The 24,524-nt window shown below is 57.7% G+C and carries 23 protein-coding genes and 1 tRNA gene; 12 read left to right on the top strand and 12 right to left on the bottom strand.

All coding sequences use genetic code 11. The features are described 5' to 3' along the window. The first annotated feature begins 81 nt into the window (after positions 1-81). Genes O3S85_RS03815 through O3S85_RS03825 form a run of 3 tightly spaced genes read left to right on the top strand, consistent with a single transcriptional unit; the run spans position 82 to position 2,353 of the window. Positions 82-540 carry a hypothetical protein gene (locus O3S85_RS03815; RefSeq protein ID WP_269537960.1) on the top strand — a complete coding sequence of 153 codons (459 nt, stop codon included), beginning with the start codon at positions 82-84 and terminating at the stop codon, positions 538-540. Positions 541-573: 33 nt separating this feature from the next. After that, positions 574-1,728, top strand: coding sequence for a glycosyltransferase family protein (locus tag O3S85_RS03820; protein WP_269537961.1), 1,155 nt, complete (start codon positions 574-576; stop codon positions 1,726-1,728). 31 nt (positions 1,729-1,759) lie between these two features. Further along, positions 1,760-2,353 (top strand): histidine phosphatase family protein, encoded by a 594-nt coding sequence (locus tag O3S85_RS03825; RefSeq protein WP_269537963.1) that lies wholly within the window; start codon positions 1,760-1,762, stop codon positions 2,351-2,353. Between the two features lie 33 nt (positions 2,354-2,386). On the opposite strand, the gene O3S85_RS03830 is transcribed toward O3S85_RS03825, so the two are convergent. Both O3S85_RS03830 and O3S85_RS03835 read right to left on the bottom strand, forming a co-directional pair. Then, positions 2,387-3,463 (bottom strand): phosphotransferase, encoded by a 1,077-nt coding sequence (locus tag O3S85_RS03830; RefSeq protein ID WP_269537964.1) that lies wholly within the window; start codon positions 3,461-3,463, stop codon positions 2,387-2,389. Positions 3,464-3,523: 60 nt separating this feature from the next. Beyond that, positions 3,524-4,342: a cyclic nucleotide-binding domain-containing protein gene (locus O3S85_RS03835; protein WP_332107532.1), complete on the bottom strand. Its 819-nt coding sequence runs from the start codon at positions 4,340-4,342 to the stop codon at positions 3,524-3,526. 146 nt (positions 4,343-4,488) lie between these two features. Between O3S85_RS03835 and O3S85_RS03840 the strand changes: the two genes are divergently transcribed. After that, positions 4,489-4,926 carry an ATP-binding protein gene (locus tag O3S85_RS03840; protein ID WP_269537967.1) on the top strand — a complete coding sequence of 146 codons (438 nt, stop codon included), beginning with the start codon at positions 4,489-4,491 and terminating at the stop codon, positions 4,924-4,926. Continuing rightward, entirely contained in the window at positions 4,917-5,279 is a 363-nt protein-coding gene (locus tag O3S85_RS03845; RefSeq protein ID WP_269537969.1) for an STAS domain-containing protein, read from the top strand. Before O3S85_RS03840 ends, O3S85_RS03845 begins: the two co-directional genes overlap by 10 nt. 109 nt (positions 5,280-5,388) lie before the next feature. On the opposite strand, the gene cysS is transcribed toward O3S85_RS03845, so the two are convergent. Next, positions 5,389-6,882, bottom strand: coding sequence for a cysteine--tRNA ligase (gene cysS, locus O3S85_RS03850; RefSeq protein ID WP_269537970.1), 1,494 nt, complete (start codon positions 6,880-6,882; stop codon positions 5,389-5,391). A gap of 120 nt (positions 6,883-7,002) precedes the next feature. Here cysS and hemB point away from each other — a divergent pair, with 120 nt between their 5' ends. After that, positions 7,003-8,013 carry a porphobilinogen synthase gene (gene hemB, locus O3S85_RS03855; RefSeq protein ID WP_269537971.1) on the top strand — a complete coding sequence of 337 codons (1,011 nt, stop codon included), beginning with the start codon at positions 7,003-7,005 and terminating at the stop codon, positions 8,011-8,013. 197 nt (positions 8,014-8,210) lie between these two features. On the opposite strand, the gene recD2 is transcribed toward hemB, so the two are convergent. From recD2 to malQ, 5 genes are all read right to left on the bottom strand, one after another. After that, entirely contained in the window at positions 8,211-10,415 is a 2,205-nt protein-coding gene (recD2, locus tag O3S85_RS03860; protein ID WP_269537972.1) for an SF1B family DNA helicase RecD2, read from the bottom strand. 22 nt (positions 10,416-10,437) lie between these two features. Next, the gene (locus tag O3S85_RS03865; RefSeq protein WP_269537973.1) at positions 10,438-10,998 is read right to left on the bottom strand and encodes a GNAT family N-acetyltransferase; all 561 of its coding nucleotides are present in this window, start codon (positions 10,996-10,998) and stop codon (positions 10,438-10,440) included. Between the two features lie 64 nt (positions 10,999-11,062). Further along, entirely contained in the window at positions 11,063-13,006 is a 1,944-nt protein-coding gene (gene dxs, locus O3S85_RS03870; RefSeq protein ID WP_269537975.1) for a 1-deoxy-D-xylulose-5-phosphate synthase, read from the bottom strand. A 22-nt stretch (positions 13,007-13,028) separates the two neighbouring features. Next, entirely contained in the window at positions 13,029-13,280 is a 252-nt protein-coding gene (gene xseB / locus O3S85_RS03875; RefSeq protein WP_269537976.1) for an exodeoxyribonuclease VII small subunit, read from the bottom strand. Positions 13,281-13,374: 94 nt separating this feature from the next. Further along, positions 13,375-14,907 carry a 4-alpha-glucanotransferase gene (malQ, locus tag O3S85_RS03880; RefSeq protein ID WP_269537977.1) on the bottom strand — a complete coding sequence of 511 codons (1,533 nt, stop codon included), beginning with the start codon at positions 14,905-14,907 and terminating at the stop codon, positions 13,375-13,377. A gap of 122 nt (positions 14,908-15,029) precedes the next feature. Between malQ and O3S85_RS03885 the strand changes: the two genes are divergently transcribed. Together O3S85_RS03885 and O3S85_RS03890 are read left to right on the top strand one after the other, a co-directional pair. Continuing rightward, the gene (locus tag O3S85_RS03885) at positions 15,030-15,596 is read left to right on the top strand and encodes a hypothetical protein (protein ID WP_269537978.1); all 567 of its coding nucleotides are present in this window, start codon (positions 15,030-15,032) and stop codon (positions 15,594-15,596) included. A 53-nt stretch (positions 15,597-15,649) separates the two neighbouring features. Further along, positions 15,650-15,726: transfer RNA gene (locus O3S85_RS03890), tRNA-Val, on the top strand. Between the two features lie 9 nt (positions 15,727-15,735). On the opposite strand, the gene O3S85_RS03895 is transcribed toward O3S85_RS03890, so the two are convergent. The 4 genes from O3S85_RS03895 to O3S85_RS03910 are packed head-to-tail and all read right to left on the bottom strand — an operon-like array spanning position 15,736 to position 19,932. Further along, the gene (locus tag O3S85_RS03895; RefSeq protein ID WP_269537979.1) at positions 15,736-16,158 is read right to left on the bottom strand and encodes a hypothetical protein; all 423 of its coding nucleotides are present in this window, start codon (positions 16,156-16,158) and stop codon (positions 15,736-15,738) included. Between the two features lie 35 nt (positions 16,159-16,193). Further along, on the bottom strand, positions 16,194-16,571 hold the full coding sequence (locus O3S85_RS03900) for a hypothetical protein (protein ID WP_269537980.1): 378 nt from the start codon (positions 16,569-16,571) through the stop codon (positions 16,194-16,196). 25 nt (positions 16,572-16,596) lie between these two features. Further along, positions 16,597-17,997, bottom strand: a complete 1,401-nt coding sequence (locus O3S85_RS03905; RefSeq protein ID WP_269537981.1) for a hypothetical protein — start codon at positions 17,995-17,997, stop codon at positions 16,597-16,599. 18 nt (positions 17,998-18,015) lie between these two features. Further along, positions 18,016-19,932 (bottom strand): DNA translocase FtsK, encoded by a 1,917-nt coding sequence (locus O3S85_RS03910; RefSeq protein WP_269537982.1) that lies wholly within the window; start codon positions 19,930-19,932, stop codon positions 18,016-18,018. A 153-nt stretch (positions 19,933-20,085) separates the two neighbouring features. Here O3S85_RS03910 and O3S85_RS03915 point away from each other — a divergent pair, with 153 nt between their 5' ends. The 4 genes from O3S85_RS03915 to O3S85_RS03930 all read left to right on the top strand — a co-directional run bounded on the left by O3S85_RS03915 (position 20,086) and on the right by O3S85_RS03930 (position 24,492). Further along, positions 20,086-22,329 carry a glycoside hydrolase family 3 N-terminal domain-containing protein gene (locus O3S85_RS03915; protein ID WP_269537983.1) on the top strand — a complete coding sequence of 748 codons (2,244 nt, stop codon included), beginning with the start codon at positions 20,086-20,088 and terminating at the stop codon, positions 22,327-22,329. 278 nt (positions 22,330-22,607) lie between these two features. Further along, positions 22,608-23,210 carry an RNA polymerase sigma factor gene (locus O3S85_RS03920; RefSeq protein WP_269537985.1) on the top strand — a complete coding sequence of 201 codons (603 nt, stop codon included), beginning with the start codon at positions 22,608-22,610 and terminating at the stop codon, positions 23,208-23,210. Next, entirely contained in the window at positions 23,207-23,938 is a 732-nt protein-coding gene (locus O3S85_RS03925; protein ID WP_269537986.1) for a hypothetical protein, read from the top strand. The genes O3S85_RS03920 and O3S85_RS03925 overlap by 4 nt, the downstream gene beginning before the upstream one ends. A 164-nt stretch (positions 23,939-24,102) precedes the next feature. Next, positions 24,103-24,492 carry a hypothetical protein gene (locus tag O3S85_RS03930; protein ID WP_269537987.1) on the top strand — a complete coding sequence of 130 codons (390 nt, stop codon included), beginning with the start codon at positions 24,103-24,105 and terminating at the stop codon, positions 24,490-24,492. The last annotated feature ends 32 nt before the right edge of the window (positions 24,493-24,524 follow it).

The raw sequence follows: 24,524 nt of genomic DNA on the forward strand, positions 1-24,524 counted from the left end.
ACGCCATGAGTCTGCGCTTGTGCTCAGCGGATCCTTTCCCCAAGAACGGCTCATCAACAAGGGCTTATAAACCTTGCAGCCATGTTTGAATTCATTGCACTCATTTTCTTTCTATTCGTGGTGGCGCTGGCCTTTGCCTGGATTGAGATCAACACCGAGGGCACCCAAGGTGCCGGCTGGGCCGAGGATTTGCCAACGTGGAAAATCGACCACCCGCTCGTGGTCATGCTTTGGAGTGGGCGGCCGTTGACGGGATACCATTCCTCCATTCTGATCTTCATGCTCATCATGGTGCATTTTCCGTTCTTTGTAGGGCTGGAGTGGACCGCTGCTGCCGAGCGCAAGGTGATCGGGTTCTACATGCTGTTCTGGGTACTGGAGGACTTCCTGTGGTTCGTGATCAACCCGGCCTACGGAGTAAAGCGCTTCCGTAAAGAGTTGATTTGGTGGCATGCGCCGCGATGGTGGAAAGGCGCGCCGCTGGATTATTGGGTTTTCACGCCGCTCGGAATTATACTACTAGTTAGTGGATACTTTTAAACGCAACCCATCTCCACTCCATCTTTACCCATCTTGGCTAAGCAAAAATTAAAGTTCATGTTCATTGTCCAGGGCGAGGGCCGTGGGCATTTCACGCAGGCGATGGCCCTGCGCAAGCTGCTCGCCAGTCATGGACATGAGGTCGTGCAGGTGCTCGTCGGCAAAAATGACCGCCGCGATATCCCGCAGTTTTTCAAGGACGGTATCTTTGCACCGGTGCGGATGTTTCGTAGCCCGACTTTTGTCGTGGACGCCAACCGCCGCGGCATCCTGATCGGGCCGACTATCTTTAAAAACCTGCTGCGACTGCCGCTCTACATTAAGAGCTTTTTCGTGATCCGTCGCCGCATCCGCCGCGACAAGCCCGACGTGGTGGTCAATTTCTACGAACTGCTGGCCGGGCTGTCCTTCATGGCCTTCCGCCCACGCAAGACGAAGATCATGTGCGTGGGGCACCAGTATTTGCTGCATCATCCGGATTTCGAGTTTCCGCCTGGCAAGGTGGTCGATCGCTACTTGCTGCTGTTTAACAACTGGCTGACGGCTTTTGGCGCGGATAAATTGCTGGCGCTGTCGTTCCGCGAGATGGACGACTTGCCCGACCGAAAAATCTTCGTAATGCCGCCGCTGCTCCGCGATGAAGTTCTCGCGCTCAAACCAAGCAGCGGTGACTTCATTTTGCTCTACATCCTCAATGACGGTTACGCGGAGGAAATTGCCAAGTGGCAGAAGCAAAATCCGCATGTCGTGATCCACGGTTTCTGGGATCGGCCCGGTGCCGAGGAAGTCGAGGAGTTTCAGCCCAACTTGTTTTTCCACAAGCTGTCGGGGACAAAGTTTCTGGAGCGCATGTCGCAGTGTAAGGCCTTTGTGTCGACGGCTGGTTTTGAGTCCATTTGCGAGGCGATGTATCTCGACAAGCCGGTGATGATGCGGCCTACGGGCGGCCACTTCGAGCAGCAGTGCAACGCGATTGACGCCGTCAAGGCAGGTGCCGGTATGGCCGCCGAGGCCTTCCACCTGGACGAGTTCATGACCTTCATTGAGCGCGATCGGCCACCGAATGCCGCGTTTCGCAACTGGGCGCGCCGCGCTGACCAGCGTTTCCTCCAAATGCTGACGGGTGAAGCCTCCATTCAGCAGCCGGGCGAAGAAACTGCTGAAGAGCTAAGACCAGCCTCGCAATAGGGCGGGCCCGTTTGGTAATCTTGGTTTTGCAGTGAGTGACTTTCCTAAAATCATCCTCGCCCGCCATGGCGAAACCGACTGGACCATTAGCCGTCAGCACACCGGGCGCACCGACTTGCCGCTGACCGAAGGTGGCCGCAAGGAGGCCGAACACGTGCGCCAGCGTTTGGCCGACCAATGCGATGGCCACGAGTATTGCCCGATGCCGAAGCATGTCTTCAGCAGTCCGCTCAAACGCGCCAAAGAAACCTGCGAAATTGTCACCGGGAGCCATGGTTTCGGGCTGTGGGACGACCTCATGGAGTGGAACTACGGCGACTACGAAGGGCTGACGACGAAGGAAATCCAAGTCAACAACCCGGGCTGGAACATCTTTAAGGACGGCGCACCGGGCGGCGAAAGCGTGGCCGAAATCAGTGCTCGCGCCGATCGCGTGGTCGCCCGGTTAAGGGAGATCGACTCGCCCGAGCTTTTCGTCTTTTCGCACGGGCATTTCCTGCGCGTGCTCATGGCACGTTGGCTGAACCAACCGGCGGCAGCAGGTGCCTATTTTGTGCTGTCGACGGCGGCCGTTGTCGTTGTCGGCTACGAGCACAATCTCGACGAGCCGTGTATTCGGTTTTAGAGCAATTGTAGAAGCGGCAACATGCCGCATCTACTAGCCCGGCATCGCCACGCCTGCCTGCAAATCAATCGCCGAGGCAAAACCGCGTGAGAAAATAACTTTGGTCAACTCGGCTGAGCGACCGGAATTGCCGATGAACGCGGTGTGAAATTTCACCGGAAAACAGATGAACTGCAGCAGCGCCAGGCGGAGGTCGTAGAGCGCCTCTTGCCAATAATAATCGGTCACGCCTTCTGCGACGAGCGCCGCATACCAGGCGCGCAGGATTTCGATTTCGTGGCCGCGACGTTTTTCGGGCAGTGCGCTGGCAGCCATCAGGCGAGCCACGTCAAACACGCCCATGCTCCGCGTGGCCAACTGCCAATCAAGGATGATTACCTCCGTCTCCGCGCCCGATTCGTCGAAGAGCAGATTGTCCTCGCGCAGGTCATTGTGGACAATGGTCTTGGGCCGGTGCGCGATCTCGTTAAACAACCATGGAATGTGCGCCTTCATCCGGCGGCCCAGCGCCTTGCCTTCCTCGGGAATCAGGTGGCCGAAATGCTGTTCGCAGGAGTCCCAGTTCGCGTCGAAATTAAACTCGATGTCATTCGTTTCGGGCATCCAGTCCAGCGAGGCGAGGGCGTCGTTGTTCCAGTATTTTGCCTGTAGGCGGCCGATGATTGCCGCCGTTGCCAGGACGAGGTCGAGATCCATACCTTGCACTTGGTCGCCGGCCCGGCAGTAGGACAGGTCTTCCATGACGATGGCCATGTTGGGAGGTTCATCACAGGCAAAGTAAATCTTCGGCAGCCGCACGTCGACAGCGGGTGCCACATCTTTATAGAAACGAATCTCGCGCTGAAAGGCCTGCACCTCCTGGCCGATCTCGCGGAGCTTTTCGTGCTGGGTTTCAATCTTGATGACGACGGCCTCCGGTGCGTTGGGCTCTTTGGCGTCGTAGGTGAGCCCCAGGCGCGCCACCACGCTCAAAAAACCGATATCCTGGCCGAGTATGCGGCTCTCGATTTGCGTAATCGATGCCTGCTGGATGGCACCGCCAGAGCGGAGGATTTCAGTAACCCAGGCAGGGGAGATTTCGTCAATACTTCCGGGGACGGGAATATTCATAACGGTAGAGATGTGGCTATCGCTACAGAATCGACCCCAGCGCCGGGCCGCAAACTTTTTCTAAGCCTGGAGCGTTCGTAGTTCGTAAACCGCCGGACTGCGCTCGTCACCAAGGATGATCTCATTGACCGATTTAGTCAGGCGGCACACAAGCGCGCCGTCGTCCTGATGCAGGCGTCGCCCGTTGACCATTGTGCCGCGGCGCGTCTTGCGATCGCGCACCCAGATCGCGCCGTCCTCCTGCTCAATGGAGATGTGGTTTTTCGCGACTTGGCTCGGGTCGACGTTCACGAGCGAAAGGTCGTTTCTCTGGAGTAGGTCCGTGCCATTACCACCGGAGCGACCGATGCGAAAGGGGAATTTGGAGATAGGCACGCGCGGGCTGGCCAGCGTTTTTTGTGCCGAGGCCGACTTGGGGATGAGCACCAGTCCATTGCTAAAGAGTGGCCGTGTGCCGCGCTTGATCAGGGGGCTACGCGATGAGCCGTTTGCTTTCTCTGAAAGCTGTTTCGACAGGTCGAATACTTTCTCGTTCGCCGTGCGCAGGCGGTCGATCAGGCAGGCGAGGTAGGGGGCCAGCACGACAGGATTCGTGAAAAACGTCTCGGTGAAATCGCCCGGTTCCATGACCTCTACATCGCAGTCATCGACCACCGTCACCGTCGCCGAGCGCGGGCTTTCGTCGATCATCGCCATCTCGCCGAACACGTCTTCTTCGCCGAGCGTAGCCAGGACGACGTTGCTGCCGTTGCCCTGATCAATGCCCACTTCAACACGTCCGGAAACAATTCGGTAAACCTCCTGGGAGGTCTCACCTTGTTGGAATATCACCGATCCAGCAGAGTAGCGCCTTCTTTGCATTGAGGCAGGTTCTATCATAAATGAATTGTCGGATTCAATCCCCTGGATAACCCGATTGACCCTAGGGCGCGTCCGTAAAAATGCTTATTGGGAGGGCGATCCATTGGTCATGTTTCCGTGTCACGGCTTGCCTTTGCCGTCATATTAGTATTTATATTTTGGTAATGCCTGAATCGTCTCTCTGGAGTTTTTCGCTCTGCGAAATGCGTGAGCTGGATGAATGCAAATCCCAGTTGGCAGCCTATCTGCACCAATCTGGTGCGCCGGACGAGACGATTGAGGATGCCAAGCTCGTCGCCGAAGAGCTCATCAACAATGTGCTTCAGTATGGTGAATGCCCACAGGCACCGCAGGTAGAGGTATTGTGCGAATTAACACCCGCGATACGCCTGACGATCACGGATAACTGCACCGCCTTCAACCCGCTGGAGGAGATTCCGCCAGCGAATTTATCGGCCGATGACGAGGAGCGCGCCGACGGCGGTTTCGGTTTTCTTATCGTTCAGAAAATTGCGGCCAACTTGAAATATAATCGACGCAACCATCGCAACGTCCTACAAATAACTCTGCCATCCATACCTACTGAAACGTCATGCCATTAGAAATTGACTCTCTTGAATTGTCGAATGGTCGCATTACTTGCTTCCTCAACGGCTCGCTCGATTCAAACACGGCACAGGATTTCGACCAGCGGATTCTGGAGCTCATCGGTCCGAACACGAAAACCGTGGTGCTCGATCTAAAAGACTTGAAATATATTTCCAGCGCGGGCCTCCGTTCGTTCGCCAAGTTGCGCCGCCAATTGACCGGCCGCGGTGGCCAAGCAGTATTTGTCAACTTGTCTCCGCAAGTGGAGAAAGTCTTCGATATCGTGAAAGCGATCCCCCTGCGCGAAGTGTTCAGCAGCACAGCCGAAATGGACAACTATTTGAAAAACGTTCAGGAGAACGTTTAGGAGAGTATTAAAGTGAACAAATTAAAGTGTAGGGTCATCGTACCTTTAGTGACACAAAACGCCTACCTCTTTAATTTTTAATTTGCTCACTTTAATCTCTCGAACCTGCCTAAGCAGGTTCGAGCTCAAATCCATCTTTGCTGTCGAGGACAATCCAACCGGCATTTTGGATTTCAGCGCGGAGGGCGTCGGCTGTGGGCCAGTCCTTGGCTTGCTTGGCTTCCCAGCGTTGCTGGGCGAGCTGCTGCACGTGCTCCGGAGCGTCGGCTTTTTCGGCTTCGGGCTTGGTGAAGAGCTCAATGCCCAGGCAGTAGAGCAGGCCGGCTAGCGACAGAAGCTGCCCGGTGATTGCGCTCTTTTCGTAGCTTGGGTCGTTGAGGTCACCAATGGTACTGAAGATTTCTCCCAGCGCGCCGGGCACATTTAAGTCGTCGCAGAGGCATTCCCATGCGCGCACAAACATACCCGTCGTGGTCAGGGCGCTGGGCTCGCCGCAAAGCGCACGAAACTCCTCGGTGCTCATGCCGACGATTTCCAGGATCGGCTTCACGGCTTTTTCGAGCTTGGCCATTGCGCTGGCGGCGGCCTGCAAGCCGTTAAAGGTAAAGTTGAGCTGCGAGCGGTAGTGCCCGTTGATCAGCACGTAACGAACCTCCATCGGCGTGTGGCCCTTGTCGGCGAGGTCTTGCAGCGTGTAGAGATTGCCCAGGCTCTTGGACATCTTTTTACCCTCGACCATCAGGTGCGCGTTGTGAAACCAGTGGTGGCAGAACGGGCGGTTGCCGTTGGCGGACTCGCTTTGCGCGATCTCGTTTTCGTGGTGCGGGAAGCACAGGTCGACCCCGCCGCCATGCAAGTCAAACGACTCGCCGAGGTAGGCCGTGCTCATCGCCGAGCACTCCAAGTGCCAGCCCGGGCGACCGCTAATCGGCTCGCCAGTCTCGGGATGCTTTGGCCCTGGCCACTGGTTGTCGCCGTCCTCGGGTTTGTGCGCCTTCCACAGGGCAAAATCGCTGACCGACTCGCGGTCGTATTCATCGGCGTCGTTAACCTCGCCCGCGCTGTTTTCGTTCTGCGTTTGCAGCTGATCGCGGTCGAGGTGAGACAACTGTCCGTAGTGTTCGCAGCTTGAGACCTTGAAATAAACCGAGCCATCGCCGCCCACATAGGCATGCCCACCGGCAAGCAGTTTTTCCACGAGCTCGACTTGCTGCGCGATGTGTGCCGTGGCGCGGGGCTCCACATCGGGTGCCAGGCAGTTCAGCGCGGCGCAATCGACGTGAAATTTCTCCGTCCACTTTTCGGTAAAGGCCTTGAGTGTCTCGCCAAGCTCCTGGCTGGTGCGGATTGTCTTGTCGTCGACGTCCGTAATATTGCGGACGTGCTTGAGCTGAGTCGGGGCTTGGTTGGGCTCGGCCGAGGCCAGAAAATCCGTTTCGATCACGCGGCGCAACACGTCCTGCACGACAAACGCGCGGAAGTTGCCGATGTGCGCCGGGCCATAAACCGTGGGCCCACAGCAATAGAACCGATACGTTTCACCGTCCGAGGAGACGAGCGTTTTCCGGCTGCGGGTGAGGGTGTCGTGGAGTTCTATGGCCATTTGAACGGTCTAAGACATGCAATTACCGCCGCGATTCAATCATAAAGCTGTCTGAGCACACTTCGATGGTGCTATTGAAAATACTTGGATGCCATGGCGGCATTAGTAACATACCCACCAATGAGCGATATCGAGCCCAGTTTGAACTTAACCTACCGCCCGCGACGCCTGCGCCGCACCGACGCTATTCGCCGCCTCGTGCGCGAGACGGACGTGCGCGTCGATGACTTGATCCATCCGCTGTTTGTTATCGATGGCGACGGCGAGTGCGAGCCGATTGATTCCATGCCGGGGCAGTCGCGCCTGACTATTCAAGCGCTGGTTGACGAGTGCCTGCAACTGCGCGATCTCGGCATTCCCGGGGTTGCCATTTTTCCGAAGCTCGACAGTTCGCTGAAAACGCCTGAGGGCAAGGAAGCGCTCAATCCGGAAACGCTGGTGCTGCGCGCAGTGCGGGCGGTCAAGGCGGCAGCGCCGGAGCTGGCGATCATTACTGACGTCGCGCTCGACCCCTACACGAGCCACGGGCACGACGGCGTGCTGACCGCCGATGGGCAGGATGTCGCCAACGATGCCACGGTGGAAATCCTTTGTGAGATGGCCAAGCTCAACGCCGAAGCAGGCGCGGACTTCGTCGCACCTTCGGACATGATGGACGGCCGGGTCGGAGCTATTCGCACCGCGCTGGACGATGCCGGGTTGAGCAACACCGCGATTATGGCTTACTCGGCCAAATTTAACTCTGCCTACTATGGGCCGTTCCGCGACGCTGTGGGCAGCGCGAAGGCCGCTGGCACGAACCTGCTCGGCAAGCACACGTATCAATGCGATCCCGCCAACCGCCGCGCCGCAGTCATCGAAACCGAGCTCGACGAAATGGAGGGTGCCGACGTGCTGATGGTCAAGCCGGGCGGCCCGTATTTGGACATCATTCGCGAACTGCGCAACCGCACATCGTTGCCTGTCGCGGCGTATCAGGTGTCGGGCGAGTACTCGCAAATCCACGCCGCCGCCAAGCTTGGCTGGCTGGACTACACCCGCACCCGCGACGAAAGCCTACTGGGCATCAAGCGCGCCGGTGCCGACATGATTTTAACCTACTTCGCCAAGGAAGTAGCAGTTGGTAAGTAGCTTTTCGATCAAGCCTGACAACCTGTATGGAGTGCGGCAGCCCTCTGCCGCTTTAGCATTTTCAGTGCGCGTAAATACTGATGTGTGCAGTGTTGAATACTGTTAACGCGCGTCATTTAAACAGGCGCAAAATTCCAAAGCGGCAGAGGGCTGCCGCACTCCAAAACTTGGCATCCGTATTGCCGGTATGGATAATGTTATGCGGATAGGATTTCTTTCAACCGCTCCTTGAGGCCGGTCAGGCGACGCAGAGAATCTACATTGCGCACGGCCATGGCGTAGGCCGCCGGGTCGCCGACCAGAAACACTTTGCGTCTGCCGCGGGTGATCGCGGTGTAGAGCAAGTTGCGCTGGAGCATGACAAAGTGCTGCTTGAGCAGTGGCACAATGACAATGGGGAATTCGCTGCCTTGGCTCTTGTGGATCGTAATCGCGTATGCCAGGGAGAGATCAAGCAGTTCGGGGCGCTCGTAGTCGACCACGTCGCCGTCGAAGTTTACCGCCACGGTGCCCGCCTCAACATTGACGGCATTTACGCGGCCGAGGTCGCCGTTAAAGACGCCTTTCTCGTAGTTGTTGCGCGTCTGGATAACCTTGTCGCCGATGCGGTATTTATTGGCCCCGTAGGTGATACCGCGGCTCTGGGCATTGAGGGCGTTGGGCAGCTCTTCGTTCATGCGGCCTACACCGCCTGCGCCCTTGTGCATGGGCGCGAGCACCTGCACGTCCATAAATTTATCGGCCCAATTGAACCAGCGCGGCACGTGGTCGCGGATGAGCGACGTGACGAGCTTCAGTGTTTCCTCGGGGTCGTCGACGGACAGGAAATGCAAGTCCTGCTTGGGGTCGACGTCGTTGACATTTGTCAGCACAAACGGCGCTTGCGCGCGGCCCTGTAGTATCGCATGCGCGGTGGAAACGATCGCCGAGCGCTTACCCTGACGGAAGATTTTCTCCAGCCGAGTGACGGACATTTGTGCGCGCTGGCGCTCCTCGATAAAGGCGATGATGTCACTGAGCACGCTGCCAGCACCGACCGAGGGCAGCTGGTGAATGTCGCCCACGAGCAGCAAGTGCGCGGAGTCGGGCAGGGCGCGCAAGAGAGACGACGCCAGCCGCGAATCCAGCATCGAGCTTTCGTCGACGATCATGAAGTCGGTCTTCAGCTTGTTGTCGTCGGTGTGCAGGAAGCCGCCCGCCTCGTGGTCAAACTTCAGCAGGCGGTGAATTGTTTGCGCATAGGCACCCGCACTTTCAGACATGCGCTGGGCGGCGCGGCCAGTTGGCGCAGCGAGGGTCAGGCGAACTTTCTTGGCCTTTAGGATGTCGACCAGCGCGCGGAGAATCGTGGTTTTACCCGTGCCCGGACCACCAGTGAGGATGCTCACCTTGCAACGCAAGCCTGCGGCAACGGCGGCCGACTGTTCGGGGGCAAATTGAAAGCCCGCGCGCTCCTGCGCCCACTCGATGGCCTTGTCGATTTTGATCGGGGGCAGGGTAGATGTCGCCTCCGTCAATTCGGCAATAGCCTGCGCAATGGCGACCTCCGCCCGGCGCATCGCGGGCAACTGAATAAAGTCTTCGCCGTCGGCGGCTGTGGTTTTGACCAGGTGAGAATTCTCGATGAGTGCGCCGACGCGGGGGCCGATCAGGTCCTCGTGGACTTCGAGCATTTCCGAAGCCTTTTTGGTGAGCTCTGAGACGGGGTAGCCAGTGTGCCCGTCGACCTCCAGCTCTTGCAGTGCATAGAGTAAGCCGGCGTCGATGCGCTGGGAACTCTCGTTGGAATACCCAAGGTTTACCGCGATGCGGTCGGCGGTCTTGAAGCCGATTCCAGGCACCTCTCGCGCGACGCGATAGGGCTCGTTTTGCAAGATCGTTTTGGCGGCGTTGCCATACTGGCGGATCAGGCGCAGACAAAGATTCGTGCCGACGCCGTAGGTCTGCAGAAAGGTCATCACGTCACGCAGTGAGGCCTGCTCATCCCAGGCTTTTTTAATCTCCTTCGCTCGCTTGGGGCCGACGCCCGGGATCTCGCGCAGGCGCCCGGACTCTTCCGAGATGACGCGCAGGGTGTCCGCGCCGAACTTGGCGACGATCTTTTTGGCAAACTTCGGGCCGACTTTGGGTATCTGCCCGCTGCCCAGATACTTCTCGATGCCGTAGACCGAGGCGGGCAGCTCCGAGGAAAATTCCTTGATTTTAAACTGCTTGCCGTGGGTGGCGTGGTTGGTCCAGTCACCGGTCAGTTTAAGCGTTTCGCCGCATTGCACGCCGGGCAAATTGCCCAGCACGGTGATCGCGCCACGATGGTCCTTAGCCTTCACTTCGCCGATGATGAAGTGGTTTTCCTCGTTGTGAAAAACGATGCGATCAAGAACGCCTGTCAGGGTATCTGCCATTGGGTTAAGCAGTTACTGAAAACTATTTTTGCCGATTCGCCAACCAGCTTTCCCGTGTAATGCCCAGTTCGTTTTCTTCGACCCATTGGCCGCGTTTCTGGTATCCCTGCGGAATGTATCGGCGGAACTGCATACCGTTCTTTTTCATCACAGCTTCGCTGGCTTTGTTCCAAATGGCATGGCAGGCAATAATATCTTCTGCGCCGAGCTTCTCAAAACCGAGCGCCATGACGCACGGGATAGCCTCGCTCATGTAGCCCATATTTTGTTTTTCCGGGTGCGTGTAGAAGCCAAAGTTCCAAGTGGCTCCTTGCTCATGGCGGATGGAGATACGGCCAATGAACTCAGCGGTTCGTTTGTCTTCAATGGTGAAACAATACGCGGTCCCTGCATCCCAGGCGGCGAGCATATCATTAAAGTGCGGGATGAACTCATCTGGCGAATCCGGTGGCTCCCACAGCATACCATCGGTGAAGCCGGGGTAGCGCGACGCCGAAAATGAATACTGAATATCCGCTAAGGTGGGTTGCCGGTAGCGACAGCGTTCGGATGTGAGTTGGAATGATGATGGCAGTGTTAACATGGCAATAAAAAGGCCGCCCGTTGTTTAACGAGCGGCCTTTAAAGGTGAAAGACTTAGCAAATGACTATTTGCCGCTCGGGAATTGGATTGCGCCGTGATTGGTGGATGTAGCTTCTTCGCTGAGGCTGTTGAAGCGCTCAAGGATGTCGGCTTCCATCTGCTGAGGCGACATGCCGTTTTCGGCACGAAGCTCTTCCAGCGTGCTGCCATGGCCGACGAACTTGTCCGGCCAGCCAATGCGGACCACCGGTGTTTCGAGGCCAGCTTCCTGCAGCTCTTCCAGGACGCCGCTGCCGAAGCCGCCCATAAGGACGTTTTCTTCGATCGTGGCGATCATGCGGCACTTGTTGGCGTGGGCCAAGAGCAGCTCGGTATCGATCGGCTTTGCGAAGCGAGCATTGACCACACCGACTTGGAGACCTTGCTCGGCGGAAATCTTGCTGGCGAGCTTGAGCGCGTCGTGGACCATCGGTCCGAGGGCCCAGATCATGATGTCGTCACCGTCGCGGAGAAGCTCGGCCTTGCCGATTTCCACGGCTTCCGGCTCTTCCTTCATCTTGACGCCGACACCGTTACCGCGCGGATAGCGGATGAAGGTCGCGCCCTTGTGGTCGATACCGGTCTTCATCATGTCGACCAGTTCGTCTTCGTCCTTCGGGGCCATGATGATGGCGCGCGGAACGCAGCGCAGGTAAGACACGTCAAAGAGGCCGTGGTGCGTTGGGCCGTCGTTTGGTGAGAGGCCGGCGCGGTCCATGCAAAACATCACATCGAGGTCCTGCAGGGCGACGTCGTGGATGATGCAGTCGTAAGCGCGCTGGAGGAAGGTCGAGTAAATTGCGACAACCGGCTTCACATCGCTTGTGGCGAGGCCAGCGGCAAAGAGCACGGCGTGCTCCTCGGCAATGCCGACATCAAAGTATTGGCCGGGCAGCTCGTCGCGGAGGAACTTCATGCCCGTGCCGGAGGGCATGGCTCCGGTGATTCCGACGACGCGCTTGTCCTTCTTGGCAAAGTCCACGAGGGCGCGGCCAAAGACGTCTTGATAGACGGGTGGTTTGCCGGGCTTGCTGGGCTTGGACTGGCCGGTGGACGGGCAGAACGGGCTCGTGCCGTGGAACTTCTCAGGGTTGTTGAGCGCTGCTTCAAAGCCCTTACCCTTGGTGGTGAGGACGTGGAGCATGACCGGCTCTTCGCACTCCTTGGCGAATTCCATGTATTGATTGAGCAGCTCTTGGTCGTGGCCATCGATTGGGCCGATGTAACGCAGGCCGTACTTCTCAAAAAGCGATGACTCCTGGTCACTGAAGAAGTCCTTGGTCTCAGCCTTGACCTTCTTGCCGATTTTGCGGAGGCGATTACCTCCGGGAACGGACTCCAGGAAGCTCTCCAGGTCGTTGTGGAGGCGGTTGTAAACCGGATTCGTGATCAGCTCGTTCAAGTAGCTGGGGATCGCGCCGACGTTGGGAGCGATGGACCACTTGTTGTCATTGAGGATGACGATCAGCTTCTTGGTGGAGGTCTTGATGTTGTTCAGGGCCTCCATGGTGATGCCGCAGGTGAGGGCGGCGTCGCCGATCAGGGCAATGACGTGCTCGTCTGAACCGCGCAGGTCGCGGGCGGTCGCCATACCCAGGGCAGCGGAAAGCGCGGTGCCCGCGTGGCCGGCACCGTAGCAGTCGTGCTCGCTCTCTTCGCGGGTCAGGAAGCCGGACAGGCCGCCCGAGGAGCGGATTTTCTTAAATTTATCGCCGTAGCGGCCGGTGAGCAGCTTGTGCACATAGCCCTGGTGCGCGACGTCGAACACGAAGCGGTCCTTGGGCGTCGAAAAGTGCCGGTGCAGGGCGATGGTCAGTTCAACTACGCCGAGGTTGGGCCCGATGTGGCCACCGTTATCGGAAGTGACTTGAATGATTTCCTGACGGATTTCTTCAGCCAATACTGACAGTTGATCCGGAGTGAGCGCTTTGACGTCATCCGGGCCTTTGATACGCGGGAGTAATTCCATGTTTGCAGTCACCTTTACGGGATTATGATTCGGGCGCTTGCTTCGAAAGGTTGGACGAAGCGGCCTCATTTTCTACCCGTAATTGTTCTATTTTCAGTTCAGCGTTAGTTAGTTTGCGATTACAATTTTGAAAAAGTTTACTACCTTCTTCGTATTTTTCGACGAGTTCGGCAAGGGGAATATCGCCTTCTTCCAGGGAGCCGACGAGCACCTCAAGACGCTCCATGGCATTCTCGAATGAAATGTCTTCATCGTTTTCTGCGCTCTTACCCATTTAGTCACTCCTCAGCGATTAGCAAAACACGTGCCCAATGAAAGCCGTTCTTACAAGCTAAAATTGTCAGACGATCGTTTCAATCCTGGTAGTTTTAGCCCTGATTTCGGCCGTAAAGATGGGCCAGTTCGTTCAAATATCCCGCCACGTCGCGGCGCAGGAAGTCGATATTTTCCTGGCTGTAGCGCCACTGCCAGTTGCCTTGGGCGGCTCCGGGCGTGTTCAGCCGCGCATCGCTGCCCAGGTTGAGCATATCCTGCACGGTGACAATGGCCAGACGCGCCGGTGATCGGTAGCAGGCGCGGATAAAGTCCCACTGTGGGGCCTCATCGCCGATACCAAAATAACGGTGCACGTGTTCGCGCACGTGATCTCCCTCACTCCAGAACCAGCCGAGTGTCGTATCGTTGTCGTGGGTGCCAGCGTAGCAGACGCTGTTTTTCTCGTGATTGTGCGGTAGGTAGTCGTTGGCCGCATCGCCGCCAAAGGCAAACTGCAGCACGACCATGCCGGGCAGGCCGGTCTCTTCGCGCAGCACGTGGACGCCGTCGCTCAGGTCACCCAAGTCTTCTGCGATGAGCAGTGCCTCGGGCAGGGCTTCCTTGACCTTATTAAAGAAGTCCAGGCCCGGGCCGGCTTTCCATTCGCCGGTGCGGGCGTCCTCGGCCTTGGCCGGGATCGACCAATAGTCGTGGAAGCCGCGGAAGTGGTCAATGCGCACCACGTCGTAAAGTGTAAAGGTGGCCTTGAGACGCGCGATCCACCAATCGTAGTCCCGTTTTTTAAGGGCGTCCCAATCGAAGAGCGGATTGCCCCAGAGCTGGCCGAGTTCGGAGAAATAGTCTGGCGGCACGCCCGCTACGGCCTTCGGTTTACCGTCCTTGGTCATCTGGAAAATCTCCAGTGACGACCAGGTGTCCGCGCTGTCCATGGCGACGAAAATCGGCACGTCGCCAATGATTTTTACGCCTTTGCTGTTGGCATATTCGCGCAGCAACTTCCACTGGCCAAAGAACAGGTATTGGTAAAATTTCTCCGCCGAAATCGCGGCTTCGAGCTTCTGGGGGAGCTCGGACTCCTGCCAGAGTTCGTAAGTGCGGTATTTTTTGGCCCACTCGAACCAAGGCTTGCCCTTGAAGTGGTCTTTGGTGGCGCGATAAGCAGCATACGGGTCCAGCCAGTCGCTGTTTTCCTTGATGAAGGTCTTGTAGTTGCCGTAGCCGTCGAGGCTCGGTTCGCCGTCTTTGACGAAGCGCTTGGCAGCTTTGGCAAGCAGTGGCCAGAATGCCTCGTAGAGTGCGCCGTAGTCCACCTGATCATGCGGTAGTTCGCGCAGCGGAGCGAGGTCATCCTCTTTGAGCAGCCCGAAAGAAACAACCGGGTCAAGGTCGATCAAGTAAGGGTTGCCGGCGAAGGCCGAGAAGCATTGGTAAGGCGAGTCACCAAAACCGGTTGGCCCCAGTGGGCAAATTTGCCAGTAGCCGAAGCCGCATTCACAGAGAAAATCAACAAATTGGTATGCGCTGGGGCCAAAATTGCCAATGCCATGCGCGGAAGGGAGGGATGTCGGGTGCAGCAGAACCCCAGCGGAACGGGACTTTAACCAATTAAAAAGTGAGTCAGACATGATAGTGGTATCGAAGCCAAGCATATCAACCAAGACCCCCTGCGGCAGCAAGCCGTAAATCGGAACACAGATTAATACTTTACGTGGGGAACTTTTTGGGGACAATAGCGGTTTCTAAGTTTATGACGCGCATCAAGCACAGCTTTTGGTTGTTTTGTTTACTCCCGGCCGCGACGGCTTTTGCCCAAGCATCGCTGGAGGAAGCACGCGAGAGCATGTTGCAGAATTCTCCATTTCAAAAATGGGAAGCGCCGAAGCCGGTGGTTCAGCCGCCACCGCCACCCGTAGCGCCCGCTGGTGCATTAAGTCGGGAAATCGTTTTCAAAGGCGCGATGCGGATTGGCGAAGAGCAGTATTTTAACGTCTTCGACAAAGTTGAAAACCGCAGCATGCTGCTCGGGCTGAATGATAATTCCCGCGGCGCACGTTTTTCGGTAGTCGATTTTAGTGATTCCGGGGATCCCTCCATCACGCTGCAAGCGGGTAACGGAAACCGCGAAAAAATCTATCTGGCCAAGACCGACGGCAAGTCGATTCCCACGGCTTCGGCGGCTCCAATCAATCGCCCGCTTCCTCCGGAGCTGCGCCCGAATCCCGCGCCCACTACAAGTCGAGCGGCATCCACGGTAAACACCGAACGTCGCCGCCGCGTGATTCCTCGCCGCATTAACACCAATAACGGCCAATAATTTACTGGAATTCGGCCAATCGGTGGCCTAAATTTTTTCGTTTCCCACTTTGCGGGGGAGTAGCTCAGTTGGTTAGAGCGCTTGCTTCACACGCAAGAGGTCCCGGGTTCGAGTCCCGGCTCTCCCACCATTAATCCGCCTAACTCTCTGAATCGGACGGTGGGGCGGTATAGAGCGTTTCGACGACGCTGCCGTCACTGTCGACGGTTTCAACGCGGGTTATCAATCGCAACAAGGGCGATTCGACAAAGCCGGTAATGGTTTTCCGGTCATGGTGCGTTTCGGTGTGGCCACCACCTTCGGCGCTGAAGGTGACCTGGTAGCCAGTCTCGCCCGGATCCAGTGTCCTAATGCGGACTCCGCTGGCGCGGGCGGCTTTCTTTTTCGCTTTTGATGGTTTTTTCCCTGGTGTCGCGACATCGACATCCGGGGGTGGCAAGGGATACTCCTCGCCAAAGATTTCATGTATCTTCGCCTCGGTCCGGGCAATGCGCGCATAGAGAGCCTCCCGCTGGAGCAGGAGTTCCTGTAGCTGAATGCGCTGCTGCGTGGTCAATGCCATGCAATTAAATCAAGGGACCGGGCGACGGTTGGCCGCTACTCGGCTTTCGGAGCGTCGGGCTTAGGGGCGTCGGTGGCCGGAGTTTCGTCCGTGGCGGGCGCTTCCTTGGGCTCGGGCTTGGTGGGCGCAGGGGCCGGCTTAGGCGCAGGCTTTTTCTTCGCGGTCTTTTTGGTGACCGGGAATTCCGCAACGGGCTCTTCGGGCGCGGGGAACGGGAATTCCTCGTCTTCGCCAAGCAGCTCGTCGACTTGGGATTCCAGCTCGGCGATCTTGCGGTAGGCTTCGAGGCGCTCGGCCAGCAGCACGTCGATCTGCTCGCGGGCTTCCAGCGCGGCTCGAATGATGTCCGCATCAGCACCGAGGATGATGTCGTTGCGGCTCAGTTCTACGATTTTGGTGTTCTTCTTTGCCATGGGTTACCAGGGGTTCGTTGTTAAATCAGGCGGTTAGTTCGTCCGGCTCTTTACCGGCTAAAAGTTCGTTCAGGCGCTCAAGACAGGCGGCAATGGCGGCATCCTGTGCTTCGTTAACTTCGTCGGGCGCTTCACGGGTCGGCGTGGTTTCGTAGGCGGCGATTTTCACGCGTGGCGACGGATCGTCTTTGAGCAAGTTACGCTTCTCCAGCGAGAGCGCTTCAGCACCGGCGGCCAGGCGGCGCAGCGACGGCGAATGCAGCCCCGCCAAGGCGTCCGCGAGATCGCCGCGCATCCACGGCGTATCCGCATCGCAGGCGGCAAGGTGGAAAACCGCCTCAGCCGACACTCGGTCGTTGACCAGATATTGCATGACCTCGACCGGCGTCTGCTCGTTGCTCGCAAGGGCGGCGATGATGTTGGGTTTATTTTGCCAAGCCAGCTCCACGTAGAGCGCTTCGGGCATGGAGGGATTGTTGATGAGCGCCAGGCAGGCGGCCTCGTCTTCCCCGGTGACGAAGAACTCCGCCACTTCCGGCCAGAGCGAGGTATTGCGCGCCAAAGCCTCACGGACTTCAACCGCGTCATCCACCGCCAAATGGTGCTGCAACGCGGCGGGTAGCTCGGGGTGGGCGGCCATGGCCACGCGCTCTTCCACGTTTTTCACCTGGCACAGACGGAGCATTTCCACATGGCCCAGCTTCATGCGCTCCGCCGCGGCTTGGCGAACGGCCGCATGCGGCGAAAGTAACAACGACTTGACCAGCTTGTCCTTGAGCGAAGAGCGGCTCAGCAGCGCGAGTTGAATCTCCTCACGGTCGCTGTCGGCCCAGAATGGCAACAGGTCATCCGGTGCATGGCTGGCGGCAGCCAGCGCGTAGCGAACCATGGGGCTTGGGTCCGAGGACAAGGCGACCCACAAATCCGGGTGCAGCGACTTGTTCTGCGTCAGCGCGAGGCGGGAAGCCGGTTTGCCGTGCGCGGCGATGCGCGCTTGCGCGTTTAGCTTGAGCGCTGGATTGCCGGCCAAGGCTTGGACCACCTGTGTATCGCCGTCTTCAAGCAGCGTCTGCATGTCTCGCGCGGGCAAATTGGGATTGCAGGCCACGGCGGCTAGCACCTCGGCATCTGGATGCTTCAGCAAGGCACCCAGCTCAGTTGGCGGGGTGCGTGGGTTTTGCGCAAGTTCGACCAGGACCGGTGTGGTAAATTCCGTGTAACGCCGCACCATGCCTTCGAGCACGCTGCTGGGGGTGAGGTGATAGCGGGCCAGGAACACGCACATCGCCTCATCCGGCTGCGACTCGCTGGCGGTCCGGAGAATGGTGCTCGGGATCGGCGGTTTGCGAAAACGCTTGGCCACAGCCTCGGCCCCGTGCTTTTCCACCAGCGCAACCAAATCATCGACGTCTTCGGGCAATTTCATGTCAGCAGGCGTTCGGGGTTAGCGCGGCAGCTCTGCCGGGGTGATGAAAACTTCGCGCGGTGCCGTGCCGACCTGCGGGCCGATGTGGCCGCGCACTTCCAGCTCTTCGACGAGGGTGGCAGCGCGATTGTAGCCGATCTTGAGCTTACGCTGTAGGAAGCTCGTGCTGGCCTTGCCGGTGGTGGCGACGACCGTCAATGCATCGATCAGCAGGTTGTCCGCACCTTCTTCGAATAGCTCACCTTGCTCGCCTTCGGGCAGATCGTCGTCGTGGAGTTCGACGCGGTAGCGCGGCGGGGCCTGCTCGCGCAGGTAGTCGGTGATGCGGTTAATTTCGTCGTCGTCGACGAACGGGCTCTGCAGGCGCATCAGGCGGGACTGCCCAGGGGGTGTGAAGAGCATATCGCCCTTGCCTTGAAGCGTCTCAGCACCCTTGCCGTCAAGGATCGTCCGGCTGTCTATTTGCGACGACACCTTGAACGCAATGCGTGTCGGGAAGTTGGCTTTGATGACGCCGGTAATGACGTTTACGCTCGGGCGCTGGGTCGCCAAAATCGTGTGGATGCCGACCGCGCGGGACATCTGTGCGAGGCGCGCAACTGGCGTTTCGACGTCGTCCTTGGCCGTCATCATGAGGTCCGCCATCTCGTCGATCACCAGCACGATGTAAGGCAGCGGGTCAAAGCCTTCGTTCTTGGCCTTCTCGTTGTAGCCCATGATGTTGCGAACGCGCTTGGTCGCCATGCGCTCGTAGCGGGATTCCATTTCGCGGACGAGCCATTTAAGCGCCTGGCAGGCCTGCTTTGCGTCGTCCACCACTGGGTGGATCAGGTGCGGCAGGTCCTTGTACATCGCGAACTCGACACGCTTTGGGTCGACGAGGACCATCTCCAGCTCGCCGGGTTTGAAGCGGTAGAGCAGGGACAGAATTAAATTGTTGATACAGACGGATTTACCCGCGCCAGTGGAACCCGCAATGAGCAGGTGCGGGGCCTTGGCCAAGTCGAACACCTGGATGCGGCCATTGATGTCCATGCCGAGCACAACGGGCAGTTGATGCTGATTTTCGGTCCAGGCGTTGGCGTGCAGCGCCTCCTTGAGCATGACGGTGCGGGCGCGCGGGTTAGGTGCCTCAATGCCGACAAACGGCTCGCCCGGAATCGGGGCCTGGACGCGGACCGCGTTGGCTTTGAGCGCCAGGGCGATGTTGTTGTCGAGGTTGGCGATGGTCTCCACACGCACGCCATAGCCGGGCTTAACGCGATACTGCGTCACACGGGGCCCCACGGTCGCATCGCAGACGAGTGCGTCGATGGCGAAATTATCAAAAGTAGTCTGGAGTGCATCGCGTTGTTCGGCGAGCTCGGCATCGTCGAGTGAGGGCGTGGCATCGCCGCTTGGGTCGGCCAAAAAGTCCAGGCTTGGCGGCGTGTAGTCCTCCAGGTCTTCCTCGCGGTAGCCCTCGACCGGCTCCGGCTTGGGCGCAGCCTGAGGCGCGGGCATGGTTTCGGCGACGGCTTCCTGATCTTCCTCAACGTCTTCCACGACTTCCGCCTTGGCGTTGAGAATGGCTTCCACGCGAAAATGACATTCTGCCATCCGCTTGGCGTGCAGCTGTTTACGCTGCTTGCGAGCGGCCATCAGCTCGTCCAGTTCGGCGGCCCATTCGGCATGTTTGTCCCACTCGGCATGCCAGATGGCTTCACGATCTTCGGCGGGCTCTTCGACGACTTCCGGCTCTGCTTCGGCCAGCTTTTCCGTGGGGACGTAGGCGTCCGCAGGAAGGTTTTCCCCATCGATGCTTTCGTCGGTTTCCAGGGCTTCAGTCTCGTCTTCGCCGGCGTCCTGATCATCAGGCGCGAAGGAGGTTACCCACTGCTTGAGGCGGTCAGTGAGTCGGGATTGCGTTATGGATCCAGTCAGCGAACGAAACATTCCGATAAGTCAAAGCGGTCGAGAAAGCCGATTTTTGTGGTCCGCTTCAAGGGCATAGTTGCGGATTTTTTGCAACGGGTGCAGCAAAAGTTCAGATTTAATATTTACCTGAAGGAACGGGCGGCTAAACCATGATCCTTTACGATCCCCTTTATGTCTGAGATTTACAAAGATTCCTCCAAGCCGATCAATGAACGCGTGGCCGACCTGTTGGGCCGCATGACCATCGAAGAAAAAATTGGTCAGCTCATGCAGCTCGACGGCGGTCGTGGTGACCTCAACGAGCTCATCAACGAGAAACAAGTCGGCTCGCTGCTGCACATTCAAAACGAGCACGCGGCCAAGGCAATGGATATGGCCGGCCAAACGCGACTCGGCATTCCAATTTTGTTCGGTGATGATTGCATTCACGGCCACTCGTTTCACGCCGGGGCGACCATTTTCCCGACGCAACTTGCGATGGCTTGCAGTTGGAATCCGACGCTGATTGAGGAAGCCGCTCGCGTGACCGCCAAGGAAGTCCGCCTGACCGGCCTTAAGTGGACCTTTTCGCCGGTGCTTTGCCTGACGCGAGATCTGCGCTGGGGCCGGGTAGGGGAAACCTTTGGCGAGGACCCGTTCCTGATTGGGGAGTTTGGCTGCGCGATGATTCGTGGCTACCAAGGCAAGGGGCTCGACGACCCCGAGGCGATTCTGGCCTGCGCCAAGCACTACGCCGGCTACTCCGAAACGCAAGGTGGCCGCGACGCCTCCGAGGCCGATTTATCGACCCGCAAAATGCGCTCGTATTTCCTGCCACCCTTTGAGCGGGCCGCGCGCGAAGGCTGCCTGTCATTCATGACCGGCTACCAGTCGATTGATGGCCTGCCGTCGACCGCCAACCGCTGGCTCCTCAACGACGTGCTTCGTGGGGAATGGGGCTTCGAGGGCATTCTGGTGACCGACTGGGACAACGTCGGCCGCATGCATTGGGAGCAAAAAATTGTCCCAACCATGAAGGATGCGGCTGCGCTCGCGATCAAGAGTGGCAACGACCTGATGATGTCCACACCCGGATTCTACGATGGGGCACTGGAAGCCATCCGCGAAGGCCTCGTCAGCGAATCAGACGTCGATCCGATCGTGGAGCGCCTGCTCGCGCTAAAATTCCGCCTCGGCCTGTTTGAGGACCCGGGCAAGCCTGACATCGCGCGCCAAAGCGTTGTGATCGGCTGTGAAGAGCACCGCCGTGTCAACGAGGAGATCGCTCGCCGCTCCGTCGTCCTACTGCAAAACGACGGCCTGCTGCCGCTCAAGTCCGGTGGCTTGAAGCGCATTGCCGTGGTCGGCCCCAATGCGGACGACGCGCAAGTCCAAATGGGCGACTGGGCTGGGGCTAGCGGCCAAGTCGGCTGGATGCCCGATGGCCATCCGCGTGAACGCTCCGTGACTGTGCTGGAAGGGGTTCGCGCACTGGCAGGCGAGGGCTGTGAGGTTATTTACGCCAAGGGCGCGAAGCTGACTGAGCTTGTTGACGCCATCGACGATGGCTATGACGACGGCCAGGAGAAGCGCCAGGTGCAGGAGATTGCCGAGCCGGACGACGCCTTGATCGATGAAGCAGTCCAGGCGGCAAGTGGCGCGGATGTCGTTGTGACGGTCGTTGGCGACAATGTCCGCCTCTGTGGTGAGTGCCGCTCCACGGCAACCCTCGAAATGCAGGGTGGCCAATTGGAGCTTCTGGATGCGCTGGCCAAGACTGGCAAGCCGATGGTGGTGGTCCTCATTAACACCAAGCCGCTGGTCCTGCCGAAGTCCGTGCAGAAGTCGGCCGCCATTATCGAGGCGTTTAGCCCGGGTATGATGGGCGGTAAGGCGATTGCCGAGGCATTGTTTGGCGCGATCAACCCATCCGGGCGTCTCACCGTTTCGATTCCGTATCACGTTGGCCAGCAGCCGGTTTACTACAGCCAGGTGCGCGGTCAACATGGCGACCGCTACGCCGACCTGACGCAAAATCCGCACTTCGCGTTTGGTTACGGGCTGAGCTACACGACCTTTGAGTATACGGGCCTGAAGTTGGCAAACGGCGATGCGGCCTTGTCGCAAAAAGACACCGTGCAGGCGACCATCACCGTGAAAAATACGGGCGCCGTCGCCGGCCGTGAAACCGTGCAAGCTTACGTCTCGGATCTCGTCACCTCGGCAACCTGGGTGAACAAGGAACTGAAGGCCTACCGCCAAATCGATCTGGAGCCCGGTGAAAGCAAAACGGTGACGCTGACCATTCCGGTATCGGCCTGCAGCATTGTCAATTTCGCTGGTGAACGCGTTGTCGAGCCCGGTGAGTTCGAGCTACAAGTCGGCAGCAGCAGCCGTGACCAGGACCTGCAGAAGGTGCGATTCGTCGTGGCCTAAGACGGTGCATTTCGCCACGGGCAGTCGATTGTAAAGAACAGAACTTTCACGACGCCAACACTTTGCAGGCATGCATCGTGTTGGCGTTTTTTGTGGGCATTGCGAAGCTGGCGAGCTTGTAGTGGATGTGGGGTAGTGGGAATTAACGCAAATAATTTGCAACTTCACCAAAAATGAGCAGTTTATTTCAAACGACCGTTTACTCTTGAAGAATTAGTGATATTCTTTATAAATAACAGGAACAAAATCACCTGAGGTAACTCTAACCCTCAAAGACTATGGCTGAAAGAAACGAACAAGCGCAAGTTGACGCTATCCTGCTCGAAAGATACCGGAGTGGAGATGCAGCCGCATTCAATGAAGTTGTCACCAAGTATTGGGACCGCATTTTCGCCCGCGCCTTTCATTTGCTGAAAAATCGGGAAGACGCCGAAGAGATCGCCCAGGACACCTTTGTCCGTGCACAAAAGGGTCTGGAAAATTTCCGTGGTGATTCATCTTTCTCCACCTGGCTTTACCAGATAGCGACCAACCTTTCTCACAACCGTTATTGGTACTGGTTTCGCCGCAAGCGCAGCGCGTCCATTTCCCTGGACATGACGCTCGGCGACGACACGACCTCCACCCTGGAAGACATCCTGCCGGCAGAAGGCGAGGACCCGGGTGAGGCTACCCTGACCAACGAATTTGTGCAGGAAGTCTCCGCACGCATGAAGGACTTGAACCCGAAACACCGGGAGATTCTGGAGCTGCGGAACGTATACAACCTTTCCTATGAGGAGATTGCGGAAGAGTTGAACATTAGCGTTGGCACCGTCAAAAGTCGCATTGCGCGCGCTCGCGATAGCCTTCGTGAAAAACTGGGTCGTGATTTCGAATGACAGAAGGACGTTTTAACGAATTAGTTAACCTTTATTTGGATCACGAGATTAGCCCTCGTGACTTCCAACTCCTCCGCAAAGAATTGGCGGTTGGTGAGCGCAAGCAACAGTTTGAAGCGCTGCGCCGCATTCACAGTGCCGAAAAGCAGGTGCTGGCACAGCTCTGTGGCAACGCCTCGAGCGAACAGCGTCGCTGTAGCCTGGCCAAGCGTGCCACCCGTGCAATCAATGATGCGCGCGTCCAATTTGAAGAGCGCCGCAAAGGCTTGGTGCTTCTCGTACAATTTTCCGCGGCAACTGCCGCGGTAGCCGTGACGGTCAGTGTGCTCTATCAGGATTCGGTCCAAGCGCTCGACGTCGAGGTCAATGATGCCCAATTGGCCGAGGCACCCTCGGCGGAAGTTCGCGAGCTTTTCCTGGCCAATATGAATTCACCTAATGCGAATTCCCGTTTGGTGGTCGATCGGCAGGGACGCGCCTTGGCGTTGATTTCCTATCAAGACCAAGGCGAGGTGCAAATCCAGCCGCTACAAGCTGTCCCAGAGAGTAATATCTTCAGCCTCGGCAAAGTGCTTGAGTCCGCACGTCCGCAGATGCCCGATCCATCCGAGCTTTTGGAAAACCGCAGCCCGACGATTCCCGTGCGTCAATTGCCCGGCACGGCAGCACCCATCGTTTTGGTTGAGGAAACTCAAGGTGCTGGCGCAGTAGTTGGCTTTGCTTACTAATCCTTCTTGGACCGGGCCAATGGGCCTTCTGATAAGCTGCGAGTCTGTGATTGCGGAAATGTGTTTACCTAACTAACTTAAACATCATTTCACTTGGCTTTACGTGCAACTTTCTCAAACTGAGGCGGTTTAAGTAGATGACCAATCCGCAGTCTCAGCTCTAAATGTCAGATCCAAAGAAGCACCCCGGAAAATTTAACGCCACCGTGGCGGTCGCAATGGTGGCAGTCGTAGCCGCCATCATCATAGTTCTCGTATTGGTGTTGCAGGGCAACTCCAGATCACGCTTGGAGCCTTTTCCCACCGCCGAGTATTTGACCTCGCCGCAGAACTTTCTGGGCAACTCATACCGTATCGATGCACAGGTGGATTCTATGTTGTCCTACCGCCCGGGTCTGGGTCGCTTGCTCGTGATTAAAAGCGAAGGCAAGTCCATCCCGGTCTTTTTGGCCGACGGCCTTGCGGACAGCATTCACACCGGCCAGCGCTACCACATGGATGTGAGCGTCGGGGATGGTGGCCTTCTCTACGTACAAACACTTCAGAAATACTAAATTTTCAGCCAACGTATATTACTCCAGGAGCC

The sequence above is a fragment of the Cerasicoccus sp. TK19100 genome (assembly GCF_027257155.1).
In the GTDB taxonomy this organism is placed as follows: Bacteria; Verrucomicrobiota; Verrucomicrobiia; order Opitutales; family Cerasicoccaceae; genus Cerasicoccus; species Cerasicoccus fimbriatus.